Origin of the sequence: Janthinobacterium sp. GMG1 (genome assembly GCF_034427795.1) — a bacterium.
Taxonomy (GTDB): Bacteria; Pseudomonadota; Gammaproteobacteria; order Burkholderiales; family Burkholderiaceae_D; genus Janthinobacterium.
On sequence record NZ_JAXQNT010000005.1, the window covers coordinates 359555 to 383871 of the forward strand.

Genomic DNA, 24317 nt, shown 5'->3' on the forward strand with positions numbered 1-24317 from the left:
CAGGCGAGATTATAGACCATCGCCCGCGCGCATATTCGCAATGCCGAACGGTATATGCACCATCGGGATGGTGCCGCCCGCCGATTTGAGGTGGCTCAGCTGGTCGTCGAAGAAGATATGCGGCTTGAACACGGCCAGCACGCGCGATTTGTCCATGCCGCCGAGGAAAAACGTCTCGTCGGCCGCCACGCCCCAGCTTTTCAGGGTCGTCACGACCCGCTCGTGCGAGGGCGCGTTGCGCGCCGTGATGATGGCGATGCGCAGGATCTTTTTATAGCCGGGGTCGCGCCGCTGGGCCCTTTCTTCCAGGCGCTGCATCGTGGCCAGCTTCTGGAACAGGCCGGCCAGCGGTCCCGGGCGGTGCGGCGTGCCCACGTTCAGGGTTTCATGGGCGTGGAATTCATCGACGTCATTGTTGCGCTTGAATACGGTTTCCGCTTCGTCGTCGGCGATCACGCCGTCGAAATCGAAGGCCACGCGCAGTTCCTCGTCGTTTTCATCGTCTTCCGTGCGCGACGGCAGCACCAGGCCGGCCGGATAGTCGCAGGCCAGGGCGCTGCGCACGTCGCCTTCATTCGCGCTGAGGAACAGCGACGCGTTGAAGGCGGGCAGGTAGGGGTAGGGCGACTTGCCCGTCATGAAGGCGGCGCGCGAGATATCCAGGCCGTAGTGGGCGATCGAATGCATGACGCGCAAGCCCGTTTCCGGCGAATTGCGCGAAAACAGCACCACTTCCACGGGCGACTGGCGCGGGTAGTGCTTGTTGATGTTCAGGAAGCGGCGGATGAAGGGGAAGGCCACGCCGCGCGGCAAGACCGTGTCGATATGCGTTTCCTGGTATTTGCGGTATTCCTCGGGGCCACTGTCGAGGTAGATCTGATGCGATTCGGCCAGGTCGAACAGGGCGCTGGAAGCGACCCCGATCACCAGTTTGTGTTCGATAGGATAAGCCATGCTGTACCTGTGGTGTGCGTGTTGACCATCTTATACGACTATTAACTGCGTAGCCAATAGCGATACGCGGGGATTTTTTGCACCAAAGCAGGGCGCAGACCAGCTTTTTGATGCCACTGTGCAAGGCGCGCCACAGTCAGGAAATAAATATTGATTTGTATCAAGTATGTAGCAGTCAGCGCAGCCATTTTCCACTATGCTTCCTATTATAAAATCTCGCCAATTGTAACGAAGCGTACGCCCCATCCCCGCCACCTTTATACAAGTGTCAGCTGTTTTACTCGAACATGCCAGCCTCAACCTCGCCAGCAAAAATCGTGACTTTATAAAGGGCCTAGCCATGTTTAAGAATTTACTGATCAAATGGAAGTTGGCGACCCTGGTCGCCGTGATGATGGCGGCCTTGCTGGTGGTGGGCATCAGCGGCTACACGGGCATCGCCACCGTGGGCCGCGCCGTCAATGAAATCGGCGTGGTGCGCCTGCCGTCGATCCAGGGCTTGATGATGATCAGCGAAGGGCAGACGGCCGTTGCCGCCGCCACCCTGACGGCCGCCATCTATGAAAACAATTACCAGGCACAGGACAAGTTCGCGGAAGCGCTGCAGCTGCGCACCAAGGCCTGGAATAATATCGAGGCGGGCCGCAAGCTGTACGAGCCGCTGCCGCAAACGCCCGAGGAAACCGTGTTGTGGCAGCGCTTCCAGGGCGAGTGGACGGCCTGGAAGGCAGATGACGACAAGGTGCGCGCCATCTTGCGCCAGCTGGCCGACAACCGCGATGAGGCGCGGCAGAAAGAGTTGTTCGTGACTTTCTATAAACAGTATCAGGATTCGCGCGCGCTGTTCGGCAAGGCCGAAGGCACGCTCAACGAGATCATCAAGCTCAATAACGGCGTGGCCGACGCCAGCGTCAAGGACGGCAGCGCGGCCGTGATCCGCTCGGAAAGCCTGATGGTCATCCTCGGCTTGCTGGCCTCCGCGCTGGGCATCGCCTGCGCCGCCTACATCACGCGCGCCATCACCCAGCCAATCAATTCGGCCGTGAAAGTGGCGCAAACGGTGGCTTCGGGCGACCTGACGAGCAATATCGAGGTGCACACGACGGAAGAAACGGGCCAGCTGCTGCAGGCGCTGAAAGACATGAATTCCAGCCTGGTCAGCATCGTCGGCCAGGTGCGCAGCGGCACGGAGACCATCGCCACGGCCTCGTCGGAAATTGCCAGCGGCAACCTGGACCTGTCTTCGCGCACGGAAGAGCAAGCCAGTTCGCTGGAAGAGACGGCGTCGTCGATGGAAGAACTGACGTCCACCGTGCGGCAGAATGCCGACAATGCCCAGCAGGCGAACCAGCTGGCGCTGAGCGCATCGGGCGTGGCCGTGAAGGGCGGTGAAGTGGTGGGCAAGGTGGTCGAGACCATGGACGCCATCAACGATTCCTCGCGCAAGATCGTCGACATCATTTCCGTCATCGACGGCATCGCCTTCCAGACGAATATCCTGGCCTTGAATGCGGCCGTGGAAGCGGCGCGCGCGGGCGAGCAGGGACGCGGTTTCGCCGTCGTGGCGACGGAAGTGCGCAACCTCGCGCAGCGTTCGGCGGCGGCGGCCAAGGAAATCAAGACCCTGATCGGCGACTCCGTGGTGGCCGTCGACGCGGGCAGCAAGCTGGTGGCCGAGGCGGGCAGCACGATGGCCGAAATCGTCTCCAGCGTGCAGCGCGTGACGGACATCATGGCGGAAATCAGCCTGGCCACGCAGGAGCAAAGCTCGGGCATCGACCAGATCAACCAGGCCATCGGCCAGATGGACCAGGTGACGCAGCAAAATGCGGCCCTGGTGGAAGAGGCGGCCGCCGCTGCCGAATCCCTGCAGGAGCAATCGGGCCAGCTGGCCGAGGTGGTCAGCGTCTTCAAGCTCGATGGCGGACAGGCGCCTGCCGCCCGCGCGAAGCCTGCGGCGCCGCGCGCCGTGGTGGCCAGCGTGGCGCCGAAGCGTCCGGCGCCGGGTCAGGCATCGCGTCCCGCCTCACGCCCTACGGCGGGCCGCCCGGCCTTGCACGCCGTGCCATCCCCGCAGCGCGGCGCGCCGCGCGACGACGAGTGGGAAGTGTTCTGACGGATTGACGGCGCCAGCATGCGCTAACGGACGGCCGCCTTGCGCGGCCGTTTTTGCATGCGCGCACAGTGTCGCACTGCGGTTACTACTTATTAAAAAAACAGCGTTATAAGAATAGCTGTTTTGCCATCTAAGCAAATCTTTGCAAAACTTAACGCGACATTGCTTGTGAGATAACTCACACTGCCTGCCGTACCACCCTTGTTCCCGCCTCGGCCACATCCCGGCTGACCCCTCCGCCTGCTGCGTCCAGCCATTCGTGGCAGGCGACAGCCATTGCCGTCAGCCTTGCATGCGAGCCCGGCGCGATGACCGATGCACCACACTGAAGGATGCGAATGAAGATGGCAAATATGAAAATCGGCACGCGCCTGCGCTGCTCCTTTGCGTTGTTGACCTTGCTGCTGCTGGCGACCGCCATGCTGGGCATGCTGCGCCTGTCCAGCCTGGAACTGCGCATGCGCGACGTGATCGATGACAAATATCCGAAAACCGTGCTGGCCAACGACATCATCAAGAATGTCAACATCATCGCGCGCTCTTCGCGCAACCTGCTCCTGATGACGGAGCCGCAGCAGCTGGCGCAGGAACGCGCCACCATCGCCAGGGCGGGCGGCGAAACGGAAAAGGGCCTGGCGCAGCTGGACAAGGTGGTGCTGTCGCCGCAGGGTCGCCAGCAGATGGCGGCCGTGACGCAGGCGCGCGCCACGTTCAACGCCGGGCGCGACAAGGTGCTGGCCCTGCTGGAAGAAGGGGCGCGCGACGAAGCGACGAATTTGCTGCTCGGCACCGTGCGCGGCGAGCAGCTGCGCTACATGGCGGCGCTGGAAAGCCTCATCTCGCACCAGCATGACCTGATGGAGGAGGCGGGCGCCCAGGTGCGCCACGAATACGCCACGGCGCGCAACATGATGCTGGCACTGAGCGCCCTGGCCGTGCTCTTTTCACTCGTCACCGCCTGGCTGGTCACGCGCAGCATCGTCCTTCCGCTGCGCCATGCCCTGACGGTGGCGCAGACCGTGGCCGCCGGCGACCTGACATCGACCTTCGGCCGCCACGGCGGCGATGAAACGGGCAAGCTGCTCGATGCGCTGTGCATCATGAACGGCAACCTGCTCGACATCGTGCAGCAAGTGCGCAGCGGCACCGACACCATCGCCACGGCCTCGTCGCAAATCGCGGCCGGCAATATCGACCTGTCGTCGCGCACCGAGGAGCAGGCCAGCGCGCTCGAACAGACGGCGTCGGCCATGGAAGAACTCAGCTCCACCGTGCAGCAGAACGCGGACAATGCCCGCCTTGCCAGCGTGCTGGCCGTCGAGGCGGCGAATATCGCCGGCGCTGGCGGGCAAGCCGTGGGGCAGGTGATCCATACGATGGACGCCATCAGCGCGTCCTCGGCGCAGATCGCCGACATCATCGGCGTGATCGACATGCTGGCCTTCCAGACGAATATCCTGGCCTTGAACGCAGCCGTGGAAGCGGCGCGCGCGGGCGAGCAGGGGCGCGGCTTTGCCGTCGTGGCGACGGAAGTGCGCAACCTGGCGCAGCGCAGCGCGGCGGCGGCGCGCGACATCCGCGCCCTGATCGCCAACTCCACGCAGCAGGTGGACGCCGGTGCGGCCCTCGTGGCGCGGGCCGGCGCCACGATGCAGGACGTGGTGGCGGCCGTGGGCCGTGTCAGCCAGATGGTGGCCGACATCACGGCCGCCAGCGCCGAGCAAAGCACGGGCATCGGCCAGGTCAGCCAGGCGGTGCTGCAGATGGATGAAGTGACGCAGCAGAACGCCGCCCTGGTGGAGGAGGCGGCGGCCGCCTCGCAATCGCTGGAGGGCGAGGCGGCGAAGCTGCTGCAGGTGGTCAGCGTGTTTCGCCTGCAGCAGGGACCGGCGCACACCTTGTTGCGCCGCAGCGCGCCGGCCGTGCCGCGCCTGCTGGCCTAGTGGCGCGCCTGGCAAGGTTCTGGCTCGGCGCGCTGGCGCTGTTATGCCGGGCGCAGGAGGGGGCGGGTGGCAAGCCCGGTGCTTCGGCGCGCAGCCGGGAGTTGCAGGCGCGCCTTGACAGCGCCATCGCTGACGGCGAATTCTGCTTTCACTACCAGGGCAAGTTCGATACGGCGCAATTGCGCCTGGTCGGCCTGGAAGCGCTGCTGCGCTGGGAGCATCCGCGCCACGGCCTGATTTACCCGAACGAATTCATCGGCCTGGCCGAGCAGACTGACGCCATTGCCGCGCTGGGCAACTGGGGCATCGATGCGGCCTGCCGCCAACTGGCGCAGTGGCGCGCGCAGGGCTTGCCTCTGGTGCCGGTCGCGGTGAATATCTCGGCGCGCCAGCTATGCCAGCCGCAGTTGCCGGCGCAGTTACCCGATTTCGTGCTGGGCTGCCTGCGGCGCCACGCCATTCCTGCCGGCCTGCTGGAGCTGGAAGTGACGGAAAGCTGCTGCATCGACGACATGGCGCAGGCGGCGCAGGGCTTGCGCCGCCTGCGCGCGCTGGGCCTGGCCATTTCGCTCGACGATTACGGCACCGGCCATTCGGGCTTGAGCCATGTCCGGATGCTGCCGATTCACACCATCAAGATCGACCGCTCCTTCATCCGCGACTTGGGCAGCGGTGGCAGCGCTGATTGTGACACTGTGATCGTCGCCTCGACCCTTGCGCTGGCGCGCGGCCTGGGCTTGCAGGCGCTGGCCGAAGGCGTGGAAAACGGTGAACAATTGGCGCAGCTGCGGCGGCTGGACTGCCCGCAGGTACAGGGCTTTTATCTGCACCGCCCGGCGCCCGCGGCCGAGGTGGCTGCGCTGCTGTCCGCCGGCCTTGTAACAGTGGCGAAACATGGCGCCATGCGGCATGGCGCGGATGCTCAGTAGAATATGGCCACTGCAAGCCGCGTGCTTTAACACCTTCTCCCCCACGCAAGAATGATAAACAGTCCCGTCCCGGCCTATGTCTTCGGCCCGTTTCGCCTTTTGCCGCTGGAGCGCCTGCTGTTCGAGGGCGACCGCGCGCTGCGCCTGGGCAGCAGGGCCATGGACTTGCTGCTGGCCCTGCTGGAGCGCGCCGGCGACATCGTCGACAAGCATGAACTGGTGGCCATCGTCTGGCCCAATGCCGTGGTCGACGACGCGACCTTGCGCGTGCATCTGGCGGCGCTGCGCAAGGCGCTAGGCGACGGCCGCGATGGCCAGCGCTACATCACCACCATCCCCGGACGCGGCTACGGCTTCCTGGCGCCGCTGGCGCACACGGGCCGGCCGGCGTCCGGTGCGGCGGGCGCCGAGCCGCGTCACAATCTGCCCGTCATGCTGACGCGCATGCTGGGCCGCGCCGAGGTGCTGCAAACGATGGCCAACCAGCTGCTGCAATTGCGCCTGCTGTGCATTGCCGGTCCGGGCGGCATCGGCAAGACCACGCTGGCCGTGGGCCTGGCCACGCGCGTGCTGCGCCGCTATGCCGATGGCGTGTGTTTCGTCGACTTGTCGCCGCTGGACGAGGGCCGCCTGGTGCCGCTGGCGCTGGCCACGGCGCTGGGAGTGGCGGTGCCGGCCGGCGATGCCATGCCGGTCCTGCTGGCCTACCTGCGACCGCGCCACATGCTGCTCGTGCTCGATAACTGCGAGCACGTGATCGGCGCGGCCGCCACGCTGGCCGACGCCTTGCTCAAGGGCGCGCCGCTGCTGCACCTGCTGGCCACCAGCCGCGAGCCGCTGCGCCTCAGCAGCGAACAGCTGCAGCGCCTGCCCGCGCTGGAATTGCCGCCGGCCGACGCCGTGCCCGATGCCGCCGCCGCCCGGCATTTCTCCGCGGTGCAGCTGTTTTGCGAACGCTGCGCGGCCGTCGACGATGCCTTCGTGCTGGCCGACGCCGACGTGCCCGTGGTGGTGGACATCTGCCGGCGCCTCGACGGCATCCCGCTGGCGCTGGAGCTGGCGGCCGGGCGCATCGGCCATTTCGGCCTGCACGAATTGCGCCGCCAGCTCGACGACCGCTTTCGCCTGCTCACGCGCGGCGCGCGCAACATGCCCTTGCGCCACCAGACCCTGCGCGCCACGCTGGACTGGAGCTACGGCCTGCTCGACGCGCAAGAGCGCCAGGTGCTGCAGGTGCTGAGCGTGTTCAGGAGCCGCTTCCGCCTCGAGTCGGCCAGCGCCGTGGCGGGCTGCGACGTGTTCGACACGCTGGCGGACCTGGCCGCCAAGTCCCTCGTCAGCATCGAGTTTTGCTGCCAGCACGTGTATTACCGGCTGCTCGACACCACGCGCGCGTATGCTGGCGCGCAGCTGTCGGCGGGCGGGGATGCGGGCGCCGTGCTGCTGCGCCATGCGCGCCATTGTCTGGGCCTGGCCGGGCGCATCGCCGCCGACTGGACAAGCATGCCGCCGGCGCACTGGAGCGCGCGCTACGGCCGCCATGTCGACGACCTGCGCGCCGCCATCGACTGGGCCTTCGGCGAGGAGGGCGACGTGGCGCTGGGCGTGGCCCTGACCCTGGCCGCGCAAACCCTGTTCTACCAGCTGTCGCTGATGGATGAATACCGCGCGCGCGTCGAGCGGGCGCTCGAGCACATGGCCGCGCATGCCGTGGATGACCCGGACAGCGAGATGCAGCTGCATGCCTCGCAGGCGCATCTGCTGCTGCATACGCAGGGCATCACCGGCACCATGCTGCGTTCATTCCAGCGCGGCTATGCGCTGGCCATGCGCACGGACGATGGCAGCCGCCGCGCCGAAGCGATCTGCGGCATGTGGGTTTGCAGCCTGAAGCTGGCCGATTTCCAGCGCGCCGACAGCTACGTCACCGAGCTTGCAGTCCTGTGCGCCACGCGCGACGACACGGCGATGCGCCTGGTGCTGGCGCGCATGCGTTCCGTGGGCGAGTATGTGCAGGGACGCTACGCGCAGTCGGCGGCGCTGGCGCGCATGGTGCTCGCGCATCCCGAGGGGGCCGCGCAGCTCGGCTTTAACAATGCCCTGCTGGCCGATCACCAGGTGTGCCTGCGCGGCACGCTGGCGCGTTGCCTGTGGATGCAGGGCCACCCCGACGACGCCCTGGCGCTGGCGCGCGAGGCGGTTGCGGTGGGCTTCGAGCACAATGGCGTCACGCTGTGCGTGGCACTGGCCGTCAATGCCATTCCCGTCGCCCTGTGGTGCGGGCAGCGGGAACTGGCGCATGCGTGGATTTGCCTGCTGTGCGAGCATGCGGCCCGCTATGGCTTGCTGTACTGGAGCGCCTGGGGCGCCGCCTACCAGCGCCTGCTCGACGGGGGCGAGGCGATGACACAGTTCCCCTGGCCTTCGGTGCGCAGCTGGCCGATACAGGTCGATTTGATGGCCACCCTGCACGACGCGGCCGCCGATAGCCAGGCGCTGCGGCGCGCACGCACGGGCCTGGCGCCGTGGAGCGCGCCGGAAGTGCTGCGCCGCGACGCGCACCACCGCTGGCGCGCGCTGGCGCAAGATGATGCGGCCGGCCTGGAAGCGGTGCGGGCGCAGCTGGAAGAAGCGCTGCAGCTGGCCAGGGGCCAGCAGGCGCCGGGCTGGGAGCTGCGCTGCGCCACCAGTCTGGCGGCCGTGCTGCAGGCGCAAGGCCGCGGTGCCGCCGCGCGTGCCGTGCTGGCCCCTGTGCATGGCGGCTACCGGCAGGGGCGCGACACTTCGGACGTGATGGCGGCGGCGGCTTTGCTGGTGCAGCTGGCCTGAGCGCTATTCGTAGGCGCCCAGCCGGCGCTGTTCCTCCGGTGTGAAACTGGCATCGCGCAGCTGCTGCAGGGCTGCCGCATCCTGCGCGCCGCCGGGAAGGCTGGCCTGCTGTGCCTTGGCAGCCTGGTACGCGATGATGCGCTGCTGCCACTGCGATTCCTCGCGGTCCAGCTCCGCCAGGCGCGCCGCCGCCGCCGGCGTAAACGTGCTGGCGCGCAGGCGATAGACTTCATTTTCGCCGCCGCCCTGTGCCCGCAAGGCCTTGACGGAGGCGTCCAGCTGCGCCACCTGCAGCGGCGCATCGCGCGCGGCGCGCTGGGCCGGCGACATGTTCTGGTCCAGCGCGGCCAGTTGCGCCTGGCGCTGCGCCTCGTCGAGCGAGCTGTCGCCGAGTATCGCCATGCGCGCCACGGCGTCGTCGTCATACGCGTCGCTGGCGCCGAACAGGCCCGCGCTTTCCTCGGCTGTAAAGTAATTGCCGCGCAAGGTGCGCATGGCTTGCAGGCGCGCGCGCGCCGCCACGGCGGGATCGGCTTGCGCCGGCAAGGCCTGTTCCGCGCCGGCCAGCGCCTGCTTGTAAGCCAGGTACGCGCCCAGCAGGCGTTTCGCTTCGCGGGCGGGCACGGGCGCCAGGCGCTTGTCGAGTTCCGCCTCGATCTGGCTGCGGATGGCGGCCAGCGGCTTTTCACCGAGGCCCGCCAGATAGTAGTCGAACAGGTGGCCCAGTTCCGCGTCGACCACCAGCTTGTCGCCGGCGGCCACCGTCACGTTGCCGTCGGGCCGCGTGCCTTCCATCGAGCTCACGAACGCGAACAGGTCCGGTTCCGCCTTTTCCGGCGGCGGGGCGGGCGCCTCGCCCGGGCGCAGCACCAGGTACAAGGCCAGGGCCGCCAGGCTGCCGCCGATGATCCATTTCGCGTGCATGCGCTTCTCCTTACAGTCCCAGGCCTTGCAGGCGGTTGGCTTGCTGGCGGAAGACCGTGACGGGGCTCGTCTCGAACAGGTTGACGATACCGACGAACTGGTTGACTTCATCGAGGTGGTTCATGGCGTAGTCGTCGCGGATCACCTTGCCCAGGTGGCTGGAGCAGCTGCTCACCAGGCCATCGTTCTTGACGCCGCCGAAGGCCAGGCTGATGGCTGCCAGTGCCGGGTCGCCCACGTCGAGCACATTTGTGTACGGTTGCGCGCCGCTCCACGAAAAGTAGTGCACGCCTTGCACCTGGTAGGCGCCTTCGCCGCAGGCGGAGGTGGGTACGCCTTGCGGGTGGCGGCTATTGAACGCCAGCGAGCCGGCCGTGGACAGCGACGCCAGCGAGGCGCCCGCGTTTTGCGGCAAGCCCTTGTTGCCCGACAAAATGCCGATCAGGGAGGCAAGCGCGTTGCCCAGCGCGTTGCTGGTGTTGGGAATGGCGCCGCTGAGGATATCGGCCACCTTGGAACCCTTGTTTACGCCCGCCACGCTGGTGACGGACGCCACCAGGTCGGGGCGCACGGAGGCGACATAGCGGGCCGTGGGGCCGCCGTGGCTATGGCCGATCAGATTGACCTTGGCCGCGCCCGTGGCGGCGAGAATTTGCCGCACCTGCGACAGCAACTGCTCGCCGCGCACTTCCGTGCTGTTGGCGGCCGACACGGTGGTCACATACACTTGCGCGCCCCCGCTGCGCAGGGCGGCGGGGACGCCATAAAAATATTCGACCGGACCGAGCTTGTCAAAGCCGAACAGGCCGTGCACGAGCACGATCGGGTACTTCGTTTGCGTGTAGCCGGCGGCGCTGGCGCTGCCGGGCAGGATGGCGAGGGAAAACAGCAGGGTGGATAGCAATTGCCAGAAGCGAGTCTTCATTTTGTCTCCGTTATTTGAATAATATGGAAATGTCGATGCTGTAGCGGTGAACCGTGTGCTCCTTACATTCTCGATGCATTAAAAATAGCGAGCGCTCGGTTTTTTGAATGTAGCACTGCTGGATTTAAATTGCATTTGAATTGCATGATGCAGCGCAATAACTGTGGGAATTTGGCGTTGCTTATGCACCCATTGCATAGTTGAAAAGTCAAATAGTTGTTTTCCTGAGCTATAATCGGCCCGGCATCCGCCGTCCCGCCGTCTTGCCATGCCGCGTACCTGCATGGCATGGATATCGCTCCTCCACCGTTACTTGGGAATGCACTTGTCGACCCATTTTAATTTTGAACAGTTTCAGCAGATGACGCCGTTAAATGGCGAAAACATCTGGGAATATATTCTTGACCGCCACGCGGAGCGCATCGGCGTCAAACGCCGCAAGCCGGCGCTGGAAAATCTTGAACGCATCTTCGTCGCCACCTTCCGCCTGGCCAATGACGTGGGCTTCCGCGCCATGAGCTTGCGCGATTTGTGCCGCGAGACCGGGCTGTCGATGGGCGGCCTGTATGGCTATATCACCAGCAAGGATCAACTGGCCGAAATGATCGAGGACGTGGTGCGCCACGCCACGCAAGCCTTGCCGCTGCTGTTTGCGGACGTGAAGTCGCCGCTGGACCGCCTGGAAGCGATGATACGCTCGTCGATCTACCTGTCCGAAGTGCTGCAGCCGTGGTTTTATTTTGTCTTCATGGATTCGCGCGTGCTGCAGGTGGAGCAGCGCAGCATGGCGAAAAATTCGGAACTGTATGTGCAGACCCTGATCGCCGCCACCATCGGGGAAATCGAACCGAAGCCGCAGGGCGATCCCACCTTGCTGGCCGCACACTGCCTGGCCCTGTTCCAGGACTGGTACGTGAAACGCTGGAAGTACCGCGCGGCGAAGGTCAATGTCGACGATTTTGCCGACAGCGTCGTCAGTACGGTGCGCGGGTATTTGAGCATGGTCAAAGCGGCGTAAAAAACGCGGCCGAAAAAAAAGCCAGGATCGCTCCTGGCTTTTTCATCTAGTTCGTTTCCACCGGCACCGTCTCCGGCACGGCCGCGGGATCCGTCGGCGTCTCCACGTCCATATCCAGCGTCTTGACGCCATTCATGTCGATGAATTCGTCGTACAGCCACTCGCCGTCGACCTGACTCAGGCCCGCCGGCACGGCGCGCGTGACTTGCGGGCGCGTCGACAGGGCCGTGCGCATGTAGTCGATCCAGATCGGCATGGCCAGCGAGGAGCCGAATTCGCGCCCGCCCAGGGATTTGGGTTCGTCATAGCCCATCCACGCCACCGCCACGATGCCGCCGCCATAGCCGGCGAACCAGCCGTCGACGGCGTCGCTGGTGGTGCCCGTCTTGCCCGCGATGTCGCCGCGCCCCAGTTTTTTCGTCGCCGCCGCGCCCGTGCCGGTGCGCGTGACTTCGCGCAGCATGCTGTCCATCACGAAGGCGTTGCGCGGGTCTAGCGCCAGGGTCTTGTCATCGTTCGGCGCGGGCGGTTTGGTCTGCATCAGCACCGTGCCCTTGGCGTCGACGATGCGGTCGATCAAATACGGTTCCACCTGGTGGCCGCCGTTGGCGAACAGGGCGTAGGCACCCGCCATCTGCACGGGCGTGACGGAACCCGTGCCCAGCGCCATCGTCAGATTGCTGGGCTGGCGCGCCGGGTCGAAACCGAATTTTTCCATGAAGTCGTGCGTGTACGACACGCCCAGCGCGCGCAGGATGCGCACCGAGGCCACGTTCTTCGATTGCGCCAGCGCGTAGCGCATGGTGATCGGGCCGTCGAACTTGAAGTCGTCATTCTGCGGCGCCCACACCTTGCCGCCCGCCTGCATTTCCAGGGGCACGTCGTTGATCAGGGTGGCCGGCGAAAAGCCTTTTTCCAGCGCCGCCGAATACACGAAGGGCTTCATGGCCGAACCGGGCTGGCGCCAGGCTTGCGTGACGTGGTTGAACTTTTGCAGGTTGTAGTCGAAGCCGCCCACCATGGCGTGGTAGGCGCCCGTTTCCGCATCGAGCGAGACGAAGGCGGCGGCCACCAGCGGCACTTGCGTGATGGCCCAGTTGCCCTTGCCATCCTTGCTGATGCGGATCACGGCGCCCGGGCGCAGCTTGATGCCAGCGCTGGCCTTGGCGGACAGGGCCGGGGCGGCAAAGCGCAGGCCTTCGCCCGTGATGGTCTTGGCGTCGCCGTCGCCCGTGTCGGCCACCACCTTGCCGCTAACCACTTCCGTGACGACGGCGGCGATCAGGCCGTCGCTGTCCGGGCGTTTTTGCAGTGCAGCATCGATGGCGTCGTCGCGCTGCTCGGCCTCAAGCGGCATGTCGATGAAGGTTTCCGGGCCGCGGTAGCCGTGGCGCTGGTCGTAGGCGATGACGTTGCGGCGCGTCGAGGCGTAGGCCGCGTCCTGGTCCGCTTTCAGGATCGTCGTGTAGACGCTGATGCCCTTGGTGTAGCTGTCCTCCTTGTACTGGGCATACACGGCCTGGCGCGCCAGTTCGGCCACGTATTCGGCGTGCGTGTCGAAACCCTGCTTGCCGCGGGTATTGATATGCAGCGGCTGGGCCAGCGCCTGCTGGTACTGGCCTTCGCTGATGTAATCGAGTTCGCGCATGCGTTTCAAGACCAGTTGCTGGCGCGCGTGCGCCTTTTTGGGATTGCTGATCGGGTTATGGCGCGACGGGTTTTGCGGCAGGCCGGCCAGCATGGCCATTTCCGCGATCGACAGTTCATTCAGCGGTTTGCCGAAGTAGGTCTGCGCCGCGCTGCCGAAGCCGAACGAGCGCTGGCCCAGGTACATCTGGTTCATGTACAGCTCGAGAATCTGGTCTTTTGACAGGGCAGCCTCGATTTTCAGGGCCAGCATGATTTCATTGAGCTTGCGCGAGGCGACTTTTTCGCGCGTCAGGAAGAAGTTGCGCGCCACCTGCATGGTGATGGTGGAACCGCCGCCGTGGCCGAAGCCGTGGCGCAGGTTCGACAGCACGGCGCCGCCGGCGCGCACGAAGTCGATGCCGTGGTGTTCGTAGAAGCGGCCATCCTCGATGGCCAGCAAGGCCTTTTTCATCATTTCCGGCACTTGCGCGATCGGCACGAAGTCGCGGTGTTCTTCGCCGAATTCGCCGATCAGCACATTGTCGGCCGTGTACACGCGCAGCGGTATCTTCGGCTGGTAGTCGGTGATGACGTCCAGCTCGGGCAGGCGCGGGCGCACATACAGGAACAGGTAGGCGGCCAGCAGCACGGCGGCGGCCAGCGCAGCGCAGCCGGCGATGATGAAGCCGCGCACGGTGGCGCGGCGGGAAGGCCAGGGGAATCCGGTTCGTTTGGCAGTCAAGGCAGTCTCACGTGAGCGTGCAAGGCACGGTGGCAGCGATTATAGACCAATGCGCCAGCGCCTCCCGTGCGGGCGGGCGCCGGGCCAGGCGCCGGGACCGGGAGCAAAAAACCTTTTCATCGAAACGCGGCTGTGCGATAGTCTCGGCTTCAAGAAAATAGCCCGGGCGTCAATCCGGGCTGTTTATTTTTAAAAATTAAGGAAATATCCATGGCAAAAGATGCAACACCGAGCGTCGTGAAGCCCTATATCCCGGCCGATGCGAAGCTGCCCGAGATGACCTTCCGCGCGCTGTTCATGGGCGTCATCCTGGGGATGGTCTTTGGCGCCTCCTCGCTGTACCTGGTGCTGAAAGTGGGCCTGACCGTCAGCGCCTCGATTCCCGTCGCCGTGATCGCCATCACCCTGTTCGGCCTGGCCAAGAAGGTGGGCGGCAAGGATTCGTCGATCCTGGAAAACAGCATCACGCAAACGGCCGGTTCGGCCGGCGAATCGCTGGCCTTCGGCCTGGGCGTGACCATGCCCGCCATCCTGATCCTCGGCTTCGACCTGGAAATCTCGCGGGTCATGCTGGTCGGTATCCTCGGCGGCCTGCTGGGCATCCTGATGATGATCCCCATGCGCCGCACCATGATCGTCGACCAGCACAAGGAACTCAAATTCCCCGAAGGCACGGCTTGCGCCGAAGTACTCAAGGCGGCCGCCACGGAAGAATCGCGCATCGCCGCCGGCGAAAGCATCGAAAAGGATTCGGCTGCCGCGCTGGACGCCAAGCGCCGCGCGAAGATCATCTTCGGCGGCTTTGCCGTCGGCTTGCTGTATAAAGTCTTCAATATCTCGTTCAAGGGCTGGCGGGATACGCCGGGCGTGGAATTTGCCGCGCCGCTGAAGGGCGGCTCCATCGGCGCCGAGATTTCCCCTGAATTGCTGGGCGTGGGCTACATCATCGGCCCGCGCATCGCCGCCACCATGGCGGCCGGCGGCGTGCTCTCGTATCTGCTCTTGATCCCGATGATCAAGTTCTTCGGCGACAGCCTGACCACCGTGCTCTCGCCGGGCACCAAGTTGATCAGCGAAATGGGCGCGGATGACGTGCGCAGCGCCTACGTGCTGTATATCGGCGCGGGCGCCGTGGCCGCCGGCGGCCTGATTTCGCTGGTGCGCGCCATGCCCATGATCTGGCGCAGCCTGTCGGCCGGCCTGAAAGGCATCGGCAAGGGCGTCAAGAGCAATTCCACCCTGCGCACGGACCAGGATATCCCACTGAAATGGGTCATCATCGGCTGCCTGTCCATCATCGCCGTGATCACCTTCGCCACGCCGCTGCACATGAACTTCCTCGGCGCGCTGCTGATCCTCGTCTTCGGCTTTTTGTTCGCCACCGTGTCGTCGCGCCTGACGGGCGAAATCGGCTCGTCGTCGAACCCGATTTCCGGCATGGCCGTGGCCACCTTGCTGTTCACTTGCCTGATCTTCCTGATCATGGGCTGGACGGGCGGGCGTTACTATGTGACTGCCCTGTCGGTGGGCGCCATCGTGTGCATCGCCGCCAGCAATGCGGGCACCACCTCGCAAGACTTGAAAACCGGCTACCTGGTGGGCGCCACGCCGCGCCTGCAGCAGTACGCGATTCTGGCGGGTGCCTTGTCGTCGGCGCTGATCCTCGGTCCGATTTTGCTGAAACTGAACGAAGCGAGCACCGTTTACGTGCCGGCCGCGCAAGTGGCGCCTGGCCTGACGGTCGATGCGTCGAAGCTGACGGTGACGGGCGAACTGCATGGCCCGCAAGCCGATACGGACCACAACACGTATAAAGTCTGGCAAAAGACGGACACCGTGGGCGGCCCGGCCGGCAAGTATTTCGTCAAGGAAGATGGCCAGCTGGCCTACCTGGTCGATCCGGGCATCAATGGCCATTACAGCAAGCGTCCGGACGGCTCGGAAGTGAAGAAATACGATGCGCCGAAGGCCGTGCTGATGTCCTACATCATCAAGGGCATCCTCGACCAGCAGCTGCCGTGGACCCTGGTGCTGTTCGGCGTGATGATCGCCGTGGTGCTGGAAATGGCCGGCATCCCGTCGCTGGCGTTTTCCGTTGGCGTGTACTTGCCGCTGTCGTCCACCTTGCCGATTTTCGTCGGTGGCCTGGTGCGCTGGCTGGCGGACCGCCGCAACAACAAGCTGGAACACAATGCAAAGCTGAACGAGGAAGAACGCCAGCTGGCGGGCGACCGCAGTTCGGGCGTGCTGCTGGCCTCCGGCTACATCGCCGGCGGCGCGCTGGCCGGCATCATCATCGCCATTACGGCCGGCGTGCTGACGCACTTCGACCAGATGATGGCCGACTGGGCCGAGCATGGCAATCCGTTCTACGCGGGCCTGCATTCGGATGCGCTGTCGCTGCTGCCGTATGCGGCCATCATCGTGCTGCTGTATATCGTCGCAAGAGAGAAGAAGGCGGACCGCCCGCAGGCTTGATGTTGTAGCCAACCCAAGTAAAACCGCCCGGTGTCATGACGATCCGGGCGGTTTTTTCATGCGCGTCCGATGGGCCGGGCCGCCAGCTGCGCCGCGCTGGCGTAGATCGTCACGTGTTCGGACGCCAGCCGGTGCAGGTGCGCATAAAACGCCTGCGCGGGAATGCACCACGACGCCGCATCGCCAACCTGGCCCTTCACGCGCAGGCCGGCGGCGTCGAATTCGCGCGCAAAATAATCGCGCAAGTCGTCCCGGCTTGCATGGTCGATGCGGCGCTGGGCGACTGCCGGATCGAAAGGGCGCACGGGCACGTCCCAGCGCCGGCCAGCATGGTCCAGGCAAGCCAGCAGCTTTGTATTGTCTTCCCAGACGGGCACGGGAAAGGCGTCGCCCATGGCGTCTTCCAGCGCGTGATAGAACGTCACCGGCCCCATGGAAATACCCAGGCCCAACACCTTCGCGTGCTCGCAGCCGATGAAGCGCTGCCAGGGCGAGCCCATGCCGAAGATCGAGGGCGCGCGGTGGTGCGCCTCGGTCAGATCGGCGGCATGGCGGCCCCACGCGGACACGGAGTGAGTAGGGTGGATGCTGCGGTGGATATTGCCGCTTGCCAGAAACGCTTCGGGCAACCGTCCCATGTGCGTGCCATGGCGGCGCGGGTCGAATACATAGTCCGGCATGGCGCAGGTGGCGCGCACGGAGCCGCCGGGCAGATAGTAGGTGGGCAGCAGCAGGGTGCCTTGCGGGCCGACGGCGTCTTGCAGGGCACTTATCACGGCCACTGCGCCGCCTTCGACATAGCCCAGGCTTTTCAGCGAGGAATGCACGAACAGCGTATCGCCTGGCGCCACGCCGAGCCGCGCCAGGCCGGACGCCAGCGTGGCGCGCGTCACGTGGGGCCTGCTCTGGCGCACGTGACTGGCGCTGGCGGCGCGGCGCCACGCTTCCAGCGCGGCCCTGGCGGCGCGTTTGGCCCGTTCAAGCATCGCCGATTTCCAGTTCCAGCAGGTTCGCATCGATGCAGAACTTGGCGGCCCAGTTCAGGTAAGCCCAGGTGCCGTAATCGCCATCGACGGGAAACGAACCCTTGACGCCGCCGCGCGCGTGCAAGGGGCCGTCGATGCTGACGGAGCGCCGCACGAACCTGTTCAGGCGGCGCCCTGCGTCGAGGTAGCGCCGCTCGCCCGTGAGCTGGTACAGCAGGAACAGACAATGCGCGTTTTGCGCGGAGCCCGTGAGGCAGGCGTAGCAGGCCCCCGGCTGGAAGTCCGGACCGAGGCGGCCCGCCAGGTAGCCGTCGGCCGCCACGGCCCTGGCGATGCTCGTGCCGGTGCGCGCGGCGGCGTCCAGCAGGTCGGCGCGCGCCGAAAAACGGTGCGCTTCGAGCAGGCCGCGCAAGGCATAGCCGATGGTATGGGTCAGGGGCAGGAGCGGATTGTCGAGGCAGTTCGAAGCGAACCAGCCATTGAGACGCTGTTTGCTCAGCGCCCAGTCGACCTGGCGCAGGCCGGCCGCGCCATAGCCGTGTCCCGGCGCGATGCGGTCCGCTTCGAACAGGCCCCACGCCACATGCGTTTCGTAGGCCTTGTCGCCCGCGCTGGCGAACGGCGTCGGATGCCTGCGCCAGCAGCCGTCGGCATCCTGGCTGTCGCGCAGCCAGCTTGCCGCGCGCTGCATGCCGTCCCGGTAGGCTTCGCCGTATGCTGCCACGCCGGCGGCCAGGCCAAGCAGGATCTGGCCCGTGTTGAAGGTGACGGGCACGCGCGGGGTGGAGTCGATCTTCCCGCCCTGGAAGCCGCCTTGCGGGAACTGGATGGCCACGCACCAATCGAGCATGCGCCGCGCGCGCCCGTGCAGTGCATCACCCCCACCATGATCGCCCGTGCGCTGCGCCAGGGCGATGACGGTGGGGATGATGTAGCCGGTGGTCTCCGGGTAGGAACTCGACCAGCCTGTCAGCAAATTGTAGTCGCGCGCGACGCCGCCGTCGTTTGAGCTGGAATGGTCCTGCGCCGCGCATAGCCAGGCCGTGCAGGCCTTGACGACGGCTTGCGGGCCGGGATCGAAGAAGGGCAGGCCGCGCCGGTCCGACGTCCGCTCCATGCGCGCCGCCGCCGGCAGGCCCGCCTGCGGCGCCAGTGTGTTGCGGATCTTCGTGAGCAAGGTGCGCATGGCAGTAGTGTTTGGTGGTGGACTCTGCCTACTGTAGCGCTGGCGGCCGGCAGGGCTATTGACTTGCCGCAAGGAGCAGCCGCCGCGTCGCTGCCGCCGGAATTGACGCATAATGGATGCCTCACCACCGTTGACGAGGCCCGCCATGAACAATGTCACGCTTGAGTACTCGGTCGTCACCAATCCCGACTCCTTTGTCGGCTTCAAGTATTACGTCAAGGCGGGGCAGGCATTCGATGCCGACGATTTCGCCTATTCCTACAAGCTGAAACGCTCGGACCTGGACCCGGACAGCGTGCTGGCCACCCGCGAGGCGGCGGCGAATCTGCAGCCGGGCGAGTGGCTGACGGTGTCGCATTCGATTGCGGCGTAGCGCTATGGCTGCGCGTTTCCACTTTAACTTTACCGGCCCGCCAGGGACATATGCATCCGAATCTTTCAGCATTTCCTGATATTTCCATTGTTCCAACCTTGCCTGAACACGCGCAAGCGCTGGCCACCCTGGTGGCGCAAAACCGTGAGCACCTGCAAGCTTATTTGCCTGCCGTGGTGCAGCTGGACTCGTTCGGCGAGGCGCAGGCCTATCTGCAGGCCGCTTGCGCGCGCGCAGCCAGCGGTGACGTCCTGGAGTGGCATGTTTTCTCCGCTACGGCCTTGTGCGGCAGCATCCGCCTGAAAGACATCGACGCAGCGGAGCGCAATGCCCGGATCGGTTATTACCTCGGAAGCCAGTTCCAGGGCCGGGGCATCGCCAGTGCCGCGGTGCGCGCCGTCCTCGCGCATGCGTTTGGCGCGCTGCAGTTGCACCGCATCGAATTGCAGTGCGCTGCCGGCAATCACGCCAGCATGGCGCTGGCAGAGCGGCTGGGGTTTGCGCACGAGGGCGTGCTGCGGCAAGGGGAGCTGTTAAATGGCGTGTTTGTCGACCTGCACGTCTTTGGTTTGCTGCAGCCCGATTTTGTGCCGGAGGGTGTGGCCTTTAGCCAGGCATGAACCACGCCCGCAGTTCATCCTCGGCCCTTTGCGCCGTTGCCTGCGTCAAGGTCAGCACGATGATCTTTTCCTGCGCCGGGCGGTGCCCGTTGGGGCCGGCCAGCTCGATGGCTTGCTCGAAGCTCGTGTAGTCGTGGCCGAATTCATGCGGGCATTGCTGCACGATGCGCGCCGCCTTGCCGGCGTTGCGGTCCGCCAGGTTGACGATGGGATTGCCGTCATAGAATGGCTGGCCATTGGCAAACGCCGTGCGCAGATACGGCGCGCACTGCCCCTCGAAGAAGGCCAGGCGTGCCTGCCAGTAGGCCTCTGCCGCCGCATACGTGGCATGGTCCTCGAGAAAGTCGGCAAACAGGAAGTCGTTCATAGGGTTGCTCCGGCTAGATGCCGAACACTTTCAATATGGCGTCGGTGAACCCCTCGAACCAGCTGCCTACCTTGCCCGGCTGCTTGCCGTGGCGCGGGGTTTCTTCGTACAGGTAGACGCCGTTGTCGCCGTCGAAGCGGTCGTTGAGCAGCGCCTGCTGGCCGCGCAGGTAGGGGATGAAGGTTTCGCTGCGCAAGGTCGAATACAGCACGTCGGTGGTAAAGCCCAGGGTGGCGGACTGGCTGATGGAGCGCCCCTGGCCGGCCCGTTCCAGGCGCACGCCGCGGCAGCCGCGCACGATCAGGGTGACGGGGCCGCGAAAGACGATGAAGCGCAGCTGCAAGGTGAGCCAGGCGTGCAGGCTGCCCAGGCACCAGTGGCTCGATATCGCCAGCGGTTGATTCGCGTCGCAGACCAGGCCGACCAGTCCCCGTGGCTGGAACACGAGGGCGCTGCCGGCCGGCAGGTGGACGATGGCCACTTCCAGCAGCGGGTCGTCGCTGGCGGAAATCGTCACGGATGCTGTGGTTTCGCTTTCCAGCCGCGTCAGTGCCACCATGCCGGCGGCCAGGCTGGTAAATGGAAAGCGCCAGTCCAGCAGCCACTGCGTGCGTTTATGCGTACTGACGGGCGACGATTGCAGGTACTCGGGATGGATCAGCATCCGCTGGCCAGGCTGCAGCAGCAAGCCCTGCGAGACGGCGGAAATGCGCGATTTGCCCTGCGGCGGCAGGGGCAGACTGGCGGCGTTGAGCTGCAATGTGCGCGCGATCGACAGCGGCGGCAAACGGGATGCGACGGGCGCCAGCACGAAGTAAAAGAAGGCCTTGATGGCGGCGGGCAGCAACATGGCCGACAGCATCAGCAGGGCGGCGGTGGGCGCCACGTCCATGACGGGCGCGCGCCAGCGGGCGATCCAGTTGCGCGCCAGCTGTCCTTCGCCGGCCGTAATCGCCGCCTGCACGGGCGCCAGCGCGCCGCTCAAGGTTTGCTCGTCGATGGCAAATGGGGCGGGGCGGGCGGAGTGAGTGGCGCTGGTGCGTGTGCGCTGCGTTGCCCAGGCCTGATACGCTTGCAGGTTGATCTCGCGCAAACGCTGATCCTGCGCTTCAAGCTGCGACAGCTGCGCATAGGCGTCGCTGCCGGGCAGGCGTGCCGCCAGCGGATGCTGCGCTTCCAGTTCACGGCGCTGGCGCAGATTATTTTGCAGTGCCGCATACGCGCGCACGTGGTCCGCGTGCAGGCGCGCCAGCGTCTGGCGTGCATCTTCGCCACTGATCGCCGCCTGCAGGGCCGTCAGATAACGGGCTTCCTGTACCAGCACTTCGATCTCCACGCGGCGCGCCGCTTCGTCTTGCGCGTGCAGGGCCAGGGTGTTCGTGTCGGGCAGGGGGAGGCTGAACAGCGACGGCTGCTGCCGCGCGCGCAAGGCGGCCAATTGCGCCTGCACTTGCGCCAGGCGCGCGGCGATGCTTGCTTGTGGCGCTTGCCGCAGGGCGTTGATGCGGTCCGTGGCGGCAGCGGCCAGGCCGGCGCCATGATGATCGGCGCCGCCGGCGGCCAGCCTGAGCGCGGTGACGGCTTCGCTGCCAGCGCTGTAGGCGCGCCATTCGGCCAGCAGCAGGCGTCCGGCCAGCAGGATGGCGATGAACAGGGCGAACTGCAGCGCATGGCGCAGCAGGAAGCGCAGGATGGCCGTCAGCAGCTGGCGCAAGGAGATAGCGTCTCAGGTGGCCGCGCTATCGGCGTCGGCGCAGCATTTCTTGTACTTCTTGCCGCTGCCGCAGTGGCACGGGTCGTTGCGGCCCGTCTTCGGCAGTTCGCGCAGCACGGTGGCGCCGGGCTGGCTTTGTGCCTGGCTTTTCAGGTGGCGCTGGCGCGCCCAGGCCGCGTTGATGGCGATCACGCAAGGAATCACGCCATCCATGGCCGTTTCGGCCGCATCGTCATCGAGCTCGCTGGCCGTGGCCAGGTGCTGGAACGGTGCCAGGTACTCCGGGTGGCTGACGGCCAGGGCCGCCCACTGGGGCTTGTCCAGGCTCGTGCCAAGCACAAAACCGGCGCACCAGGCAGGCACGCTCCATTCGGGGCCGCACACATAGATGGGTTCGAAGCTGTCCGGGTCCTTCGCCAGCCATTCGACCATGTAGGCATGGTGGCGCCGGGCCAAGCTGGCTGCCCGTTCGCTGTCAGCATCTGGCGCGGGCGCCGCAGTGCCGGTCGCCTTGTCCCAGACCCACGGCAACCATTGCTCAACTGCAATTTGCTTCGGGCTCAGGGCGACGGCCGTGAGAAAACCTTCCAGCATCGATACGTCCATGGCGGCTCCGGCCAGGGCAGGCGCGGCCAGCAGGGTGTCAAGTTCGGCGTATTCGTCGTCGGAGAGGGGCGTGGTGGTGGAGATGCTGGACATAATATTCTTTGGTGATGTGAGTGGAGTGGCCGGTGGCCCTGGCCGTATTGTACCGTCCGGCAAGGGGAAAACCGGCGCGGCCATGAAAAACGGCGGCCCGCAGGCCGCCGTTTTGATCTAGCGCAAGACGCTTACTTCACGCCGTGCATCAGTTTGTTGATCAGCGGTGCGATCAGGAACAGGATCACGCCGGCGCCCAGCAGGGACCAGAAGCCGAAGGTGTAGCCGGACAGGGCCGATTGCACCGACATGCCGCTTTCGCCGCTGACGTGGCTGGCGAAGATGCCCGACAGGTTGTTGCCGATACCGGTCGACAGGAACCAGCCGCCCATGCCCAGGCCGACCAGGCGCACTGGCGCCAGCTTGGTGACCATCGACAGGCCGATAGGCGACAGGCACAGCTCGCCGATCGATTGCAGCACGTACACGGTGGTCAAGGTCCAGAACGGGATCTTGTTATCGGCGCCAACCAGGCTCGACAGAGCGAAGATCAGCAGGCCGAAGGCGACCGCATTGCCCAGCAAGCCCAGGCCGAATTTGCGCGGGATCGAAGGATTGACGTTGTGGCGCGCCAGGAAGACCCAGATGGCGGCGATGATCGGCGCGAAGACGATGATGGCGACCGAATTGACGGTCTGGAAGTAGGCGGTCGGGAAGATCCAGAAGCCCAGGTCGCGGTTGACGATCTTGTCAGCCAGGAAGGTGAACGAGCTGCCTGCCTGTTCGAAGAACATCCAGAACAGGATGTTGAAGACAAAGATCAGCAGCATGGCGATGACACGGTCACGCGCAACTTTACCGTTGCGTATGCCTTCGATCATCAGCATCACGGCCAGGCCGATGAACAGCGCGGTCAGGACGATTTGCAGCTTTTCAGCGCCGACGGTCAGCAGGAAGTAGACGAGCGGGATCACGCACAGGGAACCGACGGCCACCCAGAGGACGCGCATCGGGTTGCCGGAACCGGCTTCCGGTGCGCCGATGCCCTTCAGGGCGCGGCGGCCAATGGCGAACCATACTAGACTGATCAGCATGCCGAAACCGGAAGCCATGAAGACCATCTTGTACGATGGCATGGCGCTGGTGCCGAAGATCGACTCGGCCAACCACTGGGTGAAGACAGGGGCAACCATGGCGCCCATGTTGATACCCATGTAGAAGATCGTGAAGCCACTGTCGCGGCGCGGGTCGGCTGTCGTGTACAGCTTGCCGACCATGGTCGAGATGTTCGGTTTGAACATGCCGTTACCGACGATCATGGTGGCCAGGCCCAGGTTGAAGATGTCCTGGTTCGGTACCGAGATGCAGAACAGGCCTGCAGCCATGAAGACGGCGCCCAGCAGGATGGAGCGCTGGTAACCGATGACCCGGTCGGCGATGTAGCCGCCGAACAGGGCGCCGGCGTACACCAGCGCGAGGAAGGAACCGTAGGTAAGGTTGGCCGCTGCCTGTCCCGAACCGTCGCCGCCATGGAACTGGGCAACGATGTACAGTACCAGCGCCCAGCGAACTCCGTAGAACGCGAAGCGTTCCCAGAATTCAGTCATGAACAACATCCACAATGGGCTTGGATGGCCCATAATCTGCTTGAACTCGGGAATAACGGCTTCCTTGTTGGGCGTAGTCGCACCGCTCATGCGGTTCCTCCTGAAAAATTATTATAGTCAATCGATACAACGAACTTATGGAAGCCTGCGGGCGGCGGGGACTCTCATGAAGAACCTCACGCACGGGAATTCCAATAGGCTGGCATTCTAATCTACAAATTGCGCTGAGCGAAGATTTCGATTCGCATTAGCAAGAATGACTGTTTCATATTAGTCAAACCGGTTTGCAGGCAAGGGCGGCCCCGGCGATTTTGCGGCGGCACAGCACAACTTGCCTG

General features: G+C 65.1%; 18 protein-coding genes. 8 read left to right on the forward strand and 10 right to left on the reverse strand.

The window, feature by feature from the left end; translation table 11 throughout:
* Positions 1–9 precede the first annotated feature (9 nt).
* Positions 10–954 carry a 5'-nucleotidase gene (locus SJI03_RS16345; protein ID WP_099377500.1) on the reverse strand — a complete coding sequence of 315 codons (945 nt, stop codon included), beginning with the start codon at positions 952–954 and terminating at the stop codon, positions 10–12.
* Positions 955–1294: 340 nt separating this feature from the next.
* On the opposite strand from SJI03_RS16345, the gene SJI03_RS16350 reads away from it, so the two are divergent.
* The 4 genes from SJI03_RS16350 (at position 1295) to SJI03_RS16365 (ending at position 8771) form a co-directional block, all read left to right on the forward strand.
* The gene (locus SJI03_RS16350; protein WP_322427897.1) at positions 1295–3070 is read left to right on the forward strand and encodes a methyl-accepting chemotaxis protein; all 1776 of its coding nucleotides are present in this window, start codon (positions 1295–1297) and stop codon (positions 3068–3070) included.
* A 344-nt stretch (positions 3071–3414) separates the two neighbouring features.
* Positions 3415–5013: a methyl-accepting chemotaxis protein gene (locus SJI03_RS16355; RefSeq protein WP_322427898.1), complete on the forward strand. Its 1599-nt coding sequence runs from the start codon at positions 3415–3417 to the stop codon at positions 5011–5013.
* Positions 5013–5942: an EAL domain-containing protein gene (locus SJI03_RS16360; protein ID WP_322427899.1), complete on the forward strand. Its 930-nt coding sequence runs from the start codon at positions 5013–5015 to the stop codon at positions 5940–5942. Before SJI03_RS16355 ends, SJI03_RS16360 begins: the two co-directional genes overlap by 1 nt.
* A gap of 51 nt (positions 5943–5993) precedes the next feature.
* Positions 5994–8771, forward strand: coding sequence for an ATP-binding protein (locus SJI03_RS16365; protein WP_322427900.1), 2778 nt, complete (start codon positions 5994–5996; stop codon positions 8769–8771).
* Positions 8772–8774: 3 nt separating this feature from the next.
* Here SJI03_RS16365 and SJI03_RS16370 read toward each other — a convergent pair whose 3' ends face one another.
* Both SJI03_RS16370 and SJI03_RS16375 read right to left on the reverse strand, forming a co-directional pair.
* On the reverse strand, positions 8775–9695 hold the full coding sequence (locus SJI03_RS16370) for a lipase secretion chaperone (protein ID WP_322427901.1): 921 nt from the start codon (positions 9693–9695) through the stop codon (positions 8775–8777).
* Between the two features lie 10 nt (positions 9696–9705).
* The gene (locus SJI03_RS16375) at positions 9706–10620 is read right to left on the reverse strand and encodes a lipase family alpha/beta hydrolase (RefSeq protein ID WP_099377494.1); all 915 of its coding nucleotides are present in this window, start codon (positions 10618–10620) and stop codon (positions 9706–9708) included.
* A 319-nt stretch (positions 10621–10939) separates the two neighbouring features.
* Here SJI03_RS16375 and SJI03_RS16380 point away from each other — a divergent pair, with 319 nt between their 5' ends.
* Positions 10940–11638, forward strand: a complete 699-nt coding sequence (locus tag SJI03_RS16380; protein ID WP_099377493.1) for a TetR/AcrR family transcriptional regulator — start codon at positions 10940–10942, stop codon at positions 11636–11638.
* Positions 11639–11684: 46 nt separating this feature from the next.
* Here the strand turns inward: SJI03_RS16380 and SJI03_RS16385 are convergent, their stop codons facing one another.
* The gene (locus tag SJI03_RS16385) at positions 11685–14009 is read right to left on the reverse strand and encodes a PBP1A family penicillin-binding protein (RefSeq protein ID WP_322427902.1); all 2325 of its coding nucleotides are present in this window, start codon (positions 14007–14009) and stop codon (positions 11685–11687) included.
* Between the two features lie 210 nt (positions 14010–14219).
* On the opposite strand from SJI03_RS16385, the gene SJI03_RS16390 reads away from it, so the two are divergent.
* On the forward strand, positions 14220–16487 hold the full coding sequence (locus SJI03_RS16390; protein WP_099377491.1) for an OPT family oligopeptide transporter: 2268 nt from the start codon (positions 14220–14222) through the stop codon (positions 16485–16487).
* 56 nt (positions 16488–16543) lie between these two features.
* Here the strand turns inward: SJI03_RS16390 and SJI03_RS16395 are convergent, their stop codons facing one another.
* Entirely contained in the window at positions 16544–17473 is a 930-nt protein-coding gene (locus SJI03_RS16395) for an AAC(3) family N-acetyltransferase (RefSeq protein WP_322427903.1), read from the reverse strand.
* Positions 17466–18659: a hypothetical protein gene (locus SJI03_RS16400; protein ID WP_322427904.1), complete on the reverse strand. Its 1194-nt coding sequence runs from the start codon at positions 18657–18659 to the stop codon at positions 17466–17468. Before SJI03_RS16400 ends, SJI03_RS16395 begins: the two co-directional genes overlap by 8 nt.
* A 145-nt stretch (positions 18660–18804) precedes the next feature.
* On the opposite strand from SJI03_RS16400, the gene SJI03_RS16405 reads away from it, so the two are divergent.
* Positions 18805–19032 carry a hypothetical protein gene (locus SJI03_RS16405; RefSeq protein ID WP_034755374.1) on the forward strand — a complete coding sequence of 76 codons (228 nt, stop codon included), beginning with the start codon at positions 18805–18807 and terminating at the stop codon, positions 19030–19032.
* 98 nt (positions 19033–19130) lie between these two features.
* Positions 19131–19652, forward strand: coding sequence for a GNAT family N-acetyltransferase (locus SJI03_RS16410; protein WP_176390275.1), 522 nt, complete (start codon positions 19131–19133; stop codon positions 19650–19652).
* Here the strand turns inward: SJI03_RS16410 and SJI03_RS16415 are convergent.
* From SJI03_RS16415 to SJI03_RS16430, 4 genes are all read right to left on the reverse strand, one after another.
* Positions 19639–20019, reverse strand: a complete 381-nt coding sequence (locus SJI03_RS16415; protein ID WP_322427905.1) for a hypothetical protein — start codon at positions 20017–20019, stop codon at positions 19639–19641. The two genes, SJI03_RS16410 and SJI03_RS16415, sit on opposite strands and share 14 nt — an antisense overlap.
* 13 nt (positions 20020–20032) lie before the next feature.
* A complete protein-coding gene (locus SJI03_RS16420; protein WP_322427906.1) occupies positions 20033–21733 on the reverse strand; it encodes a hypothetical protein in 1701 nt (566 codons plus the stop codon).
* Between the two features lie 12 nt (positions 21734–21745).
* Complete coding sequence (locus tag SJI03_RS16425) at positions 21746–22432, reverse strand: UPF0149 family protein (RefSeq protein ID WP_322427907.1); 687 nt, start codon at positions 22430–22432, stop codon at positions 21746–21748.
* Between the two features lie 131 nt (positions 22433–22563).
* Positions 22564–24069: a peptide MFS transporter gene (locus SJI03_RS16430; RefSeq protein ID WP_099377485.1), complete on the reverse strand. Its 1506-nt coding sequence runs from the start codon at positions 24067–24069 to the stop codon at positions 22564–22566.
* Positions 24070–24317: the final 248 nt, after the last annotated feature.

What these genes read in the sequence shown, in the direction of transcription:
- SJI03_RS16395 (WP_322427903.1), bottom strand. Translation starts at nt 17,473, where the DNA reads ATGCTTGAACGGGCCAAACGCGCCGCCAGGGCCGCGCTGGAAGCGTGG.
- SJI03_RS16400 (WP_322427904.1), bottom strand. Translation starts at nt 18,659, where the DNA reads ATGCGCACCTTGCTCACGAAGATCCGCAACACACTGGCGCCGCAGGCG.
- SJI03_RS16425 (WP_322427907.1), bottom strand. Translation starts at nt 22,432, where the DNA reads ATGTCCAGCATCTCCACCACCACGCCCCTCTCCGACGACGAATACGCC.
- SJI03_RS16365 (WP_322427900.1), top strand. Translation starts at nt 5,994, where the DNA reads ATGATAAACAGTCCCGTCCCGGCCTATGTCTTCGGCCCGTTTCGCCTT.
- SJI03_RS16415 (WP_322427905.1), bottom strand. Translation starts at nt 20,019, where the DNA reads ATGAACGACTTCCTGTTTGCCGACTTTCTCGAGGACCATGCCACGTAT.
- SJI03_RS16430 (WP_099377485.1), bottom strand. Translation starts at nt 24,069, where the DNA reads ATGAGCGGTGCGACTACGCCCAACAAGGAAGCCGTTATTCCCGAGTTC.
- SJI03_RS16375 (WP_099377494.1), bottom strand. Translation starts at nt 10,620, where the DNA reads ATGAAGACTCGCTTCTGGCAATTGCTATCCACCCTGCTGTTTTCCCTC.
- SJI03_RS16350 (WP_322427897.1), top strand. Translation starts at nt 1,295, where the DNA reads ATGTTTAAGAATTTACTGATCAAATGGAAGTTGGCGACCCTGGTCGCC.
- SJI03_RS16405 (WP_034755374.1), top strand. Translation starts at nt 18,805, where the DNA reads ATGAACAATGTCACGCTTGAGTACTCGGTCGTCACCAATCCCGACTCC.
- SJI03_RS16355 (WP_322427898.1), top strand. Translation starts at nt 3,415, where the DNA reads ATGGCAAATATGAAAATCGGCACGCGCCTGCGCTGCTCCTTTGCGTTG.
- SJI03_RS16390 (WP_099377491.1), top strand. Translation starts at nt 14,220, where the DNA reads ATGGCAAAAGATGCAACACCGAGCGTCGTGAAGCCCTATATCCCGGCC.
- SJI03_RS16380 (WP_099377493.1), top strand. Translation starts at nt 10,940, where the DNA reads ATGCACTTGTCGACCCATTTTAATTTTGAACAGTTTCAGCAGATGACG.
- SJI03_RS16370 (WP_322427901.1), bottom strand. Translation starts at nt 9,695, where the DNA reads ATGCACGCGAAATGGATCATCGGCGGCAGCCTGGCGGCCCTGGCCTTG.
- SJI03_RS16345 (WP_099377500.1), bottom strand. Translation starts at nt 954, where the DNA reads ATGGCTTATCCTATCGAACACAAACTGGTGATCGGGGTCGCTTCCAGC.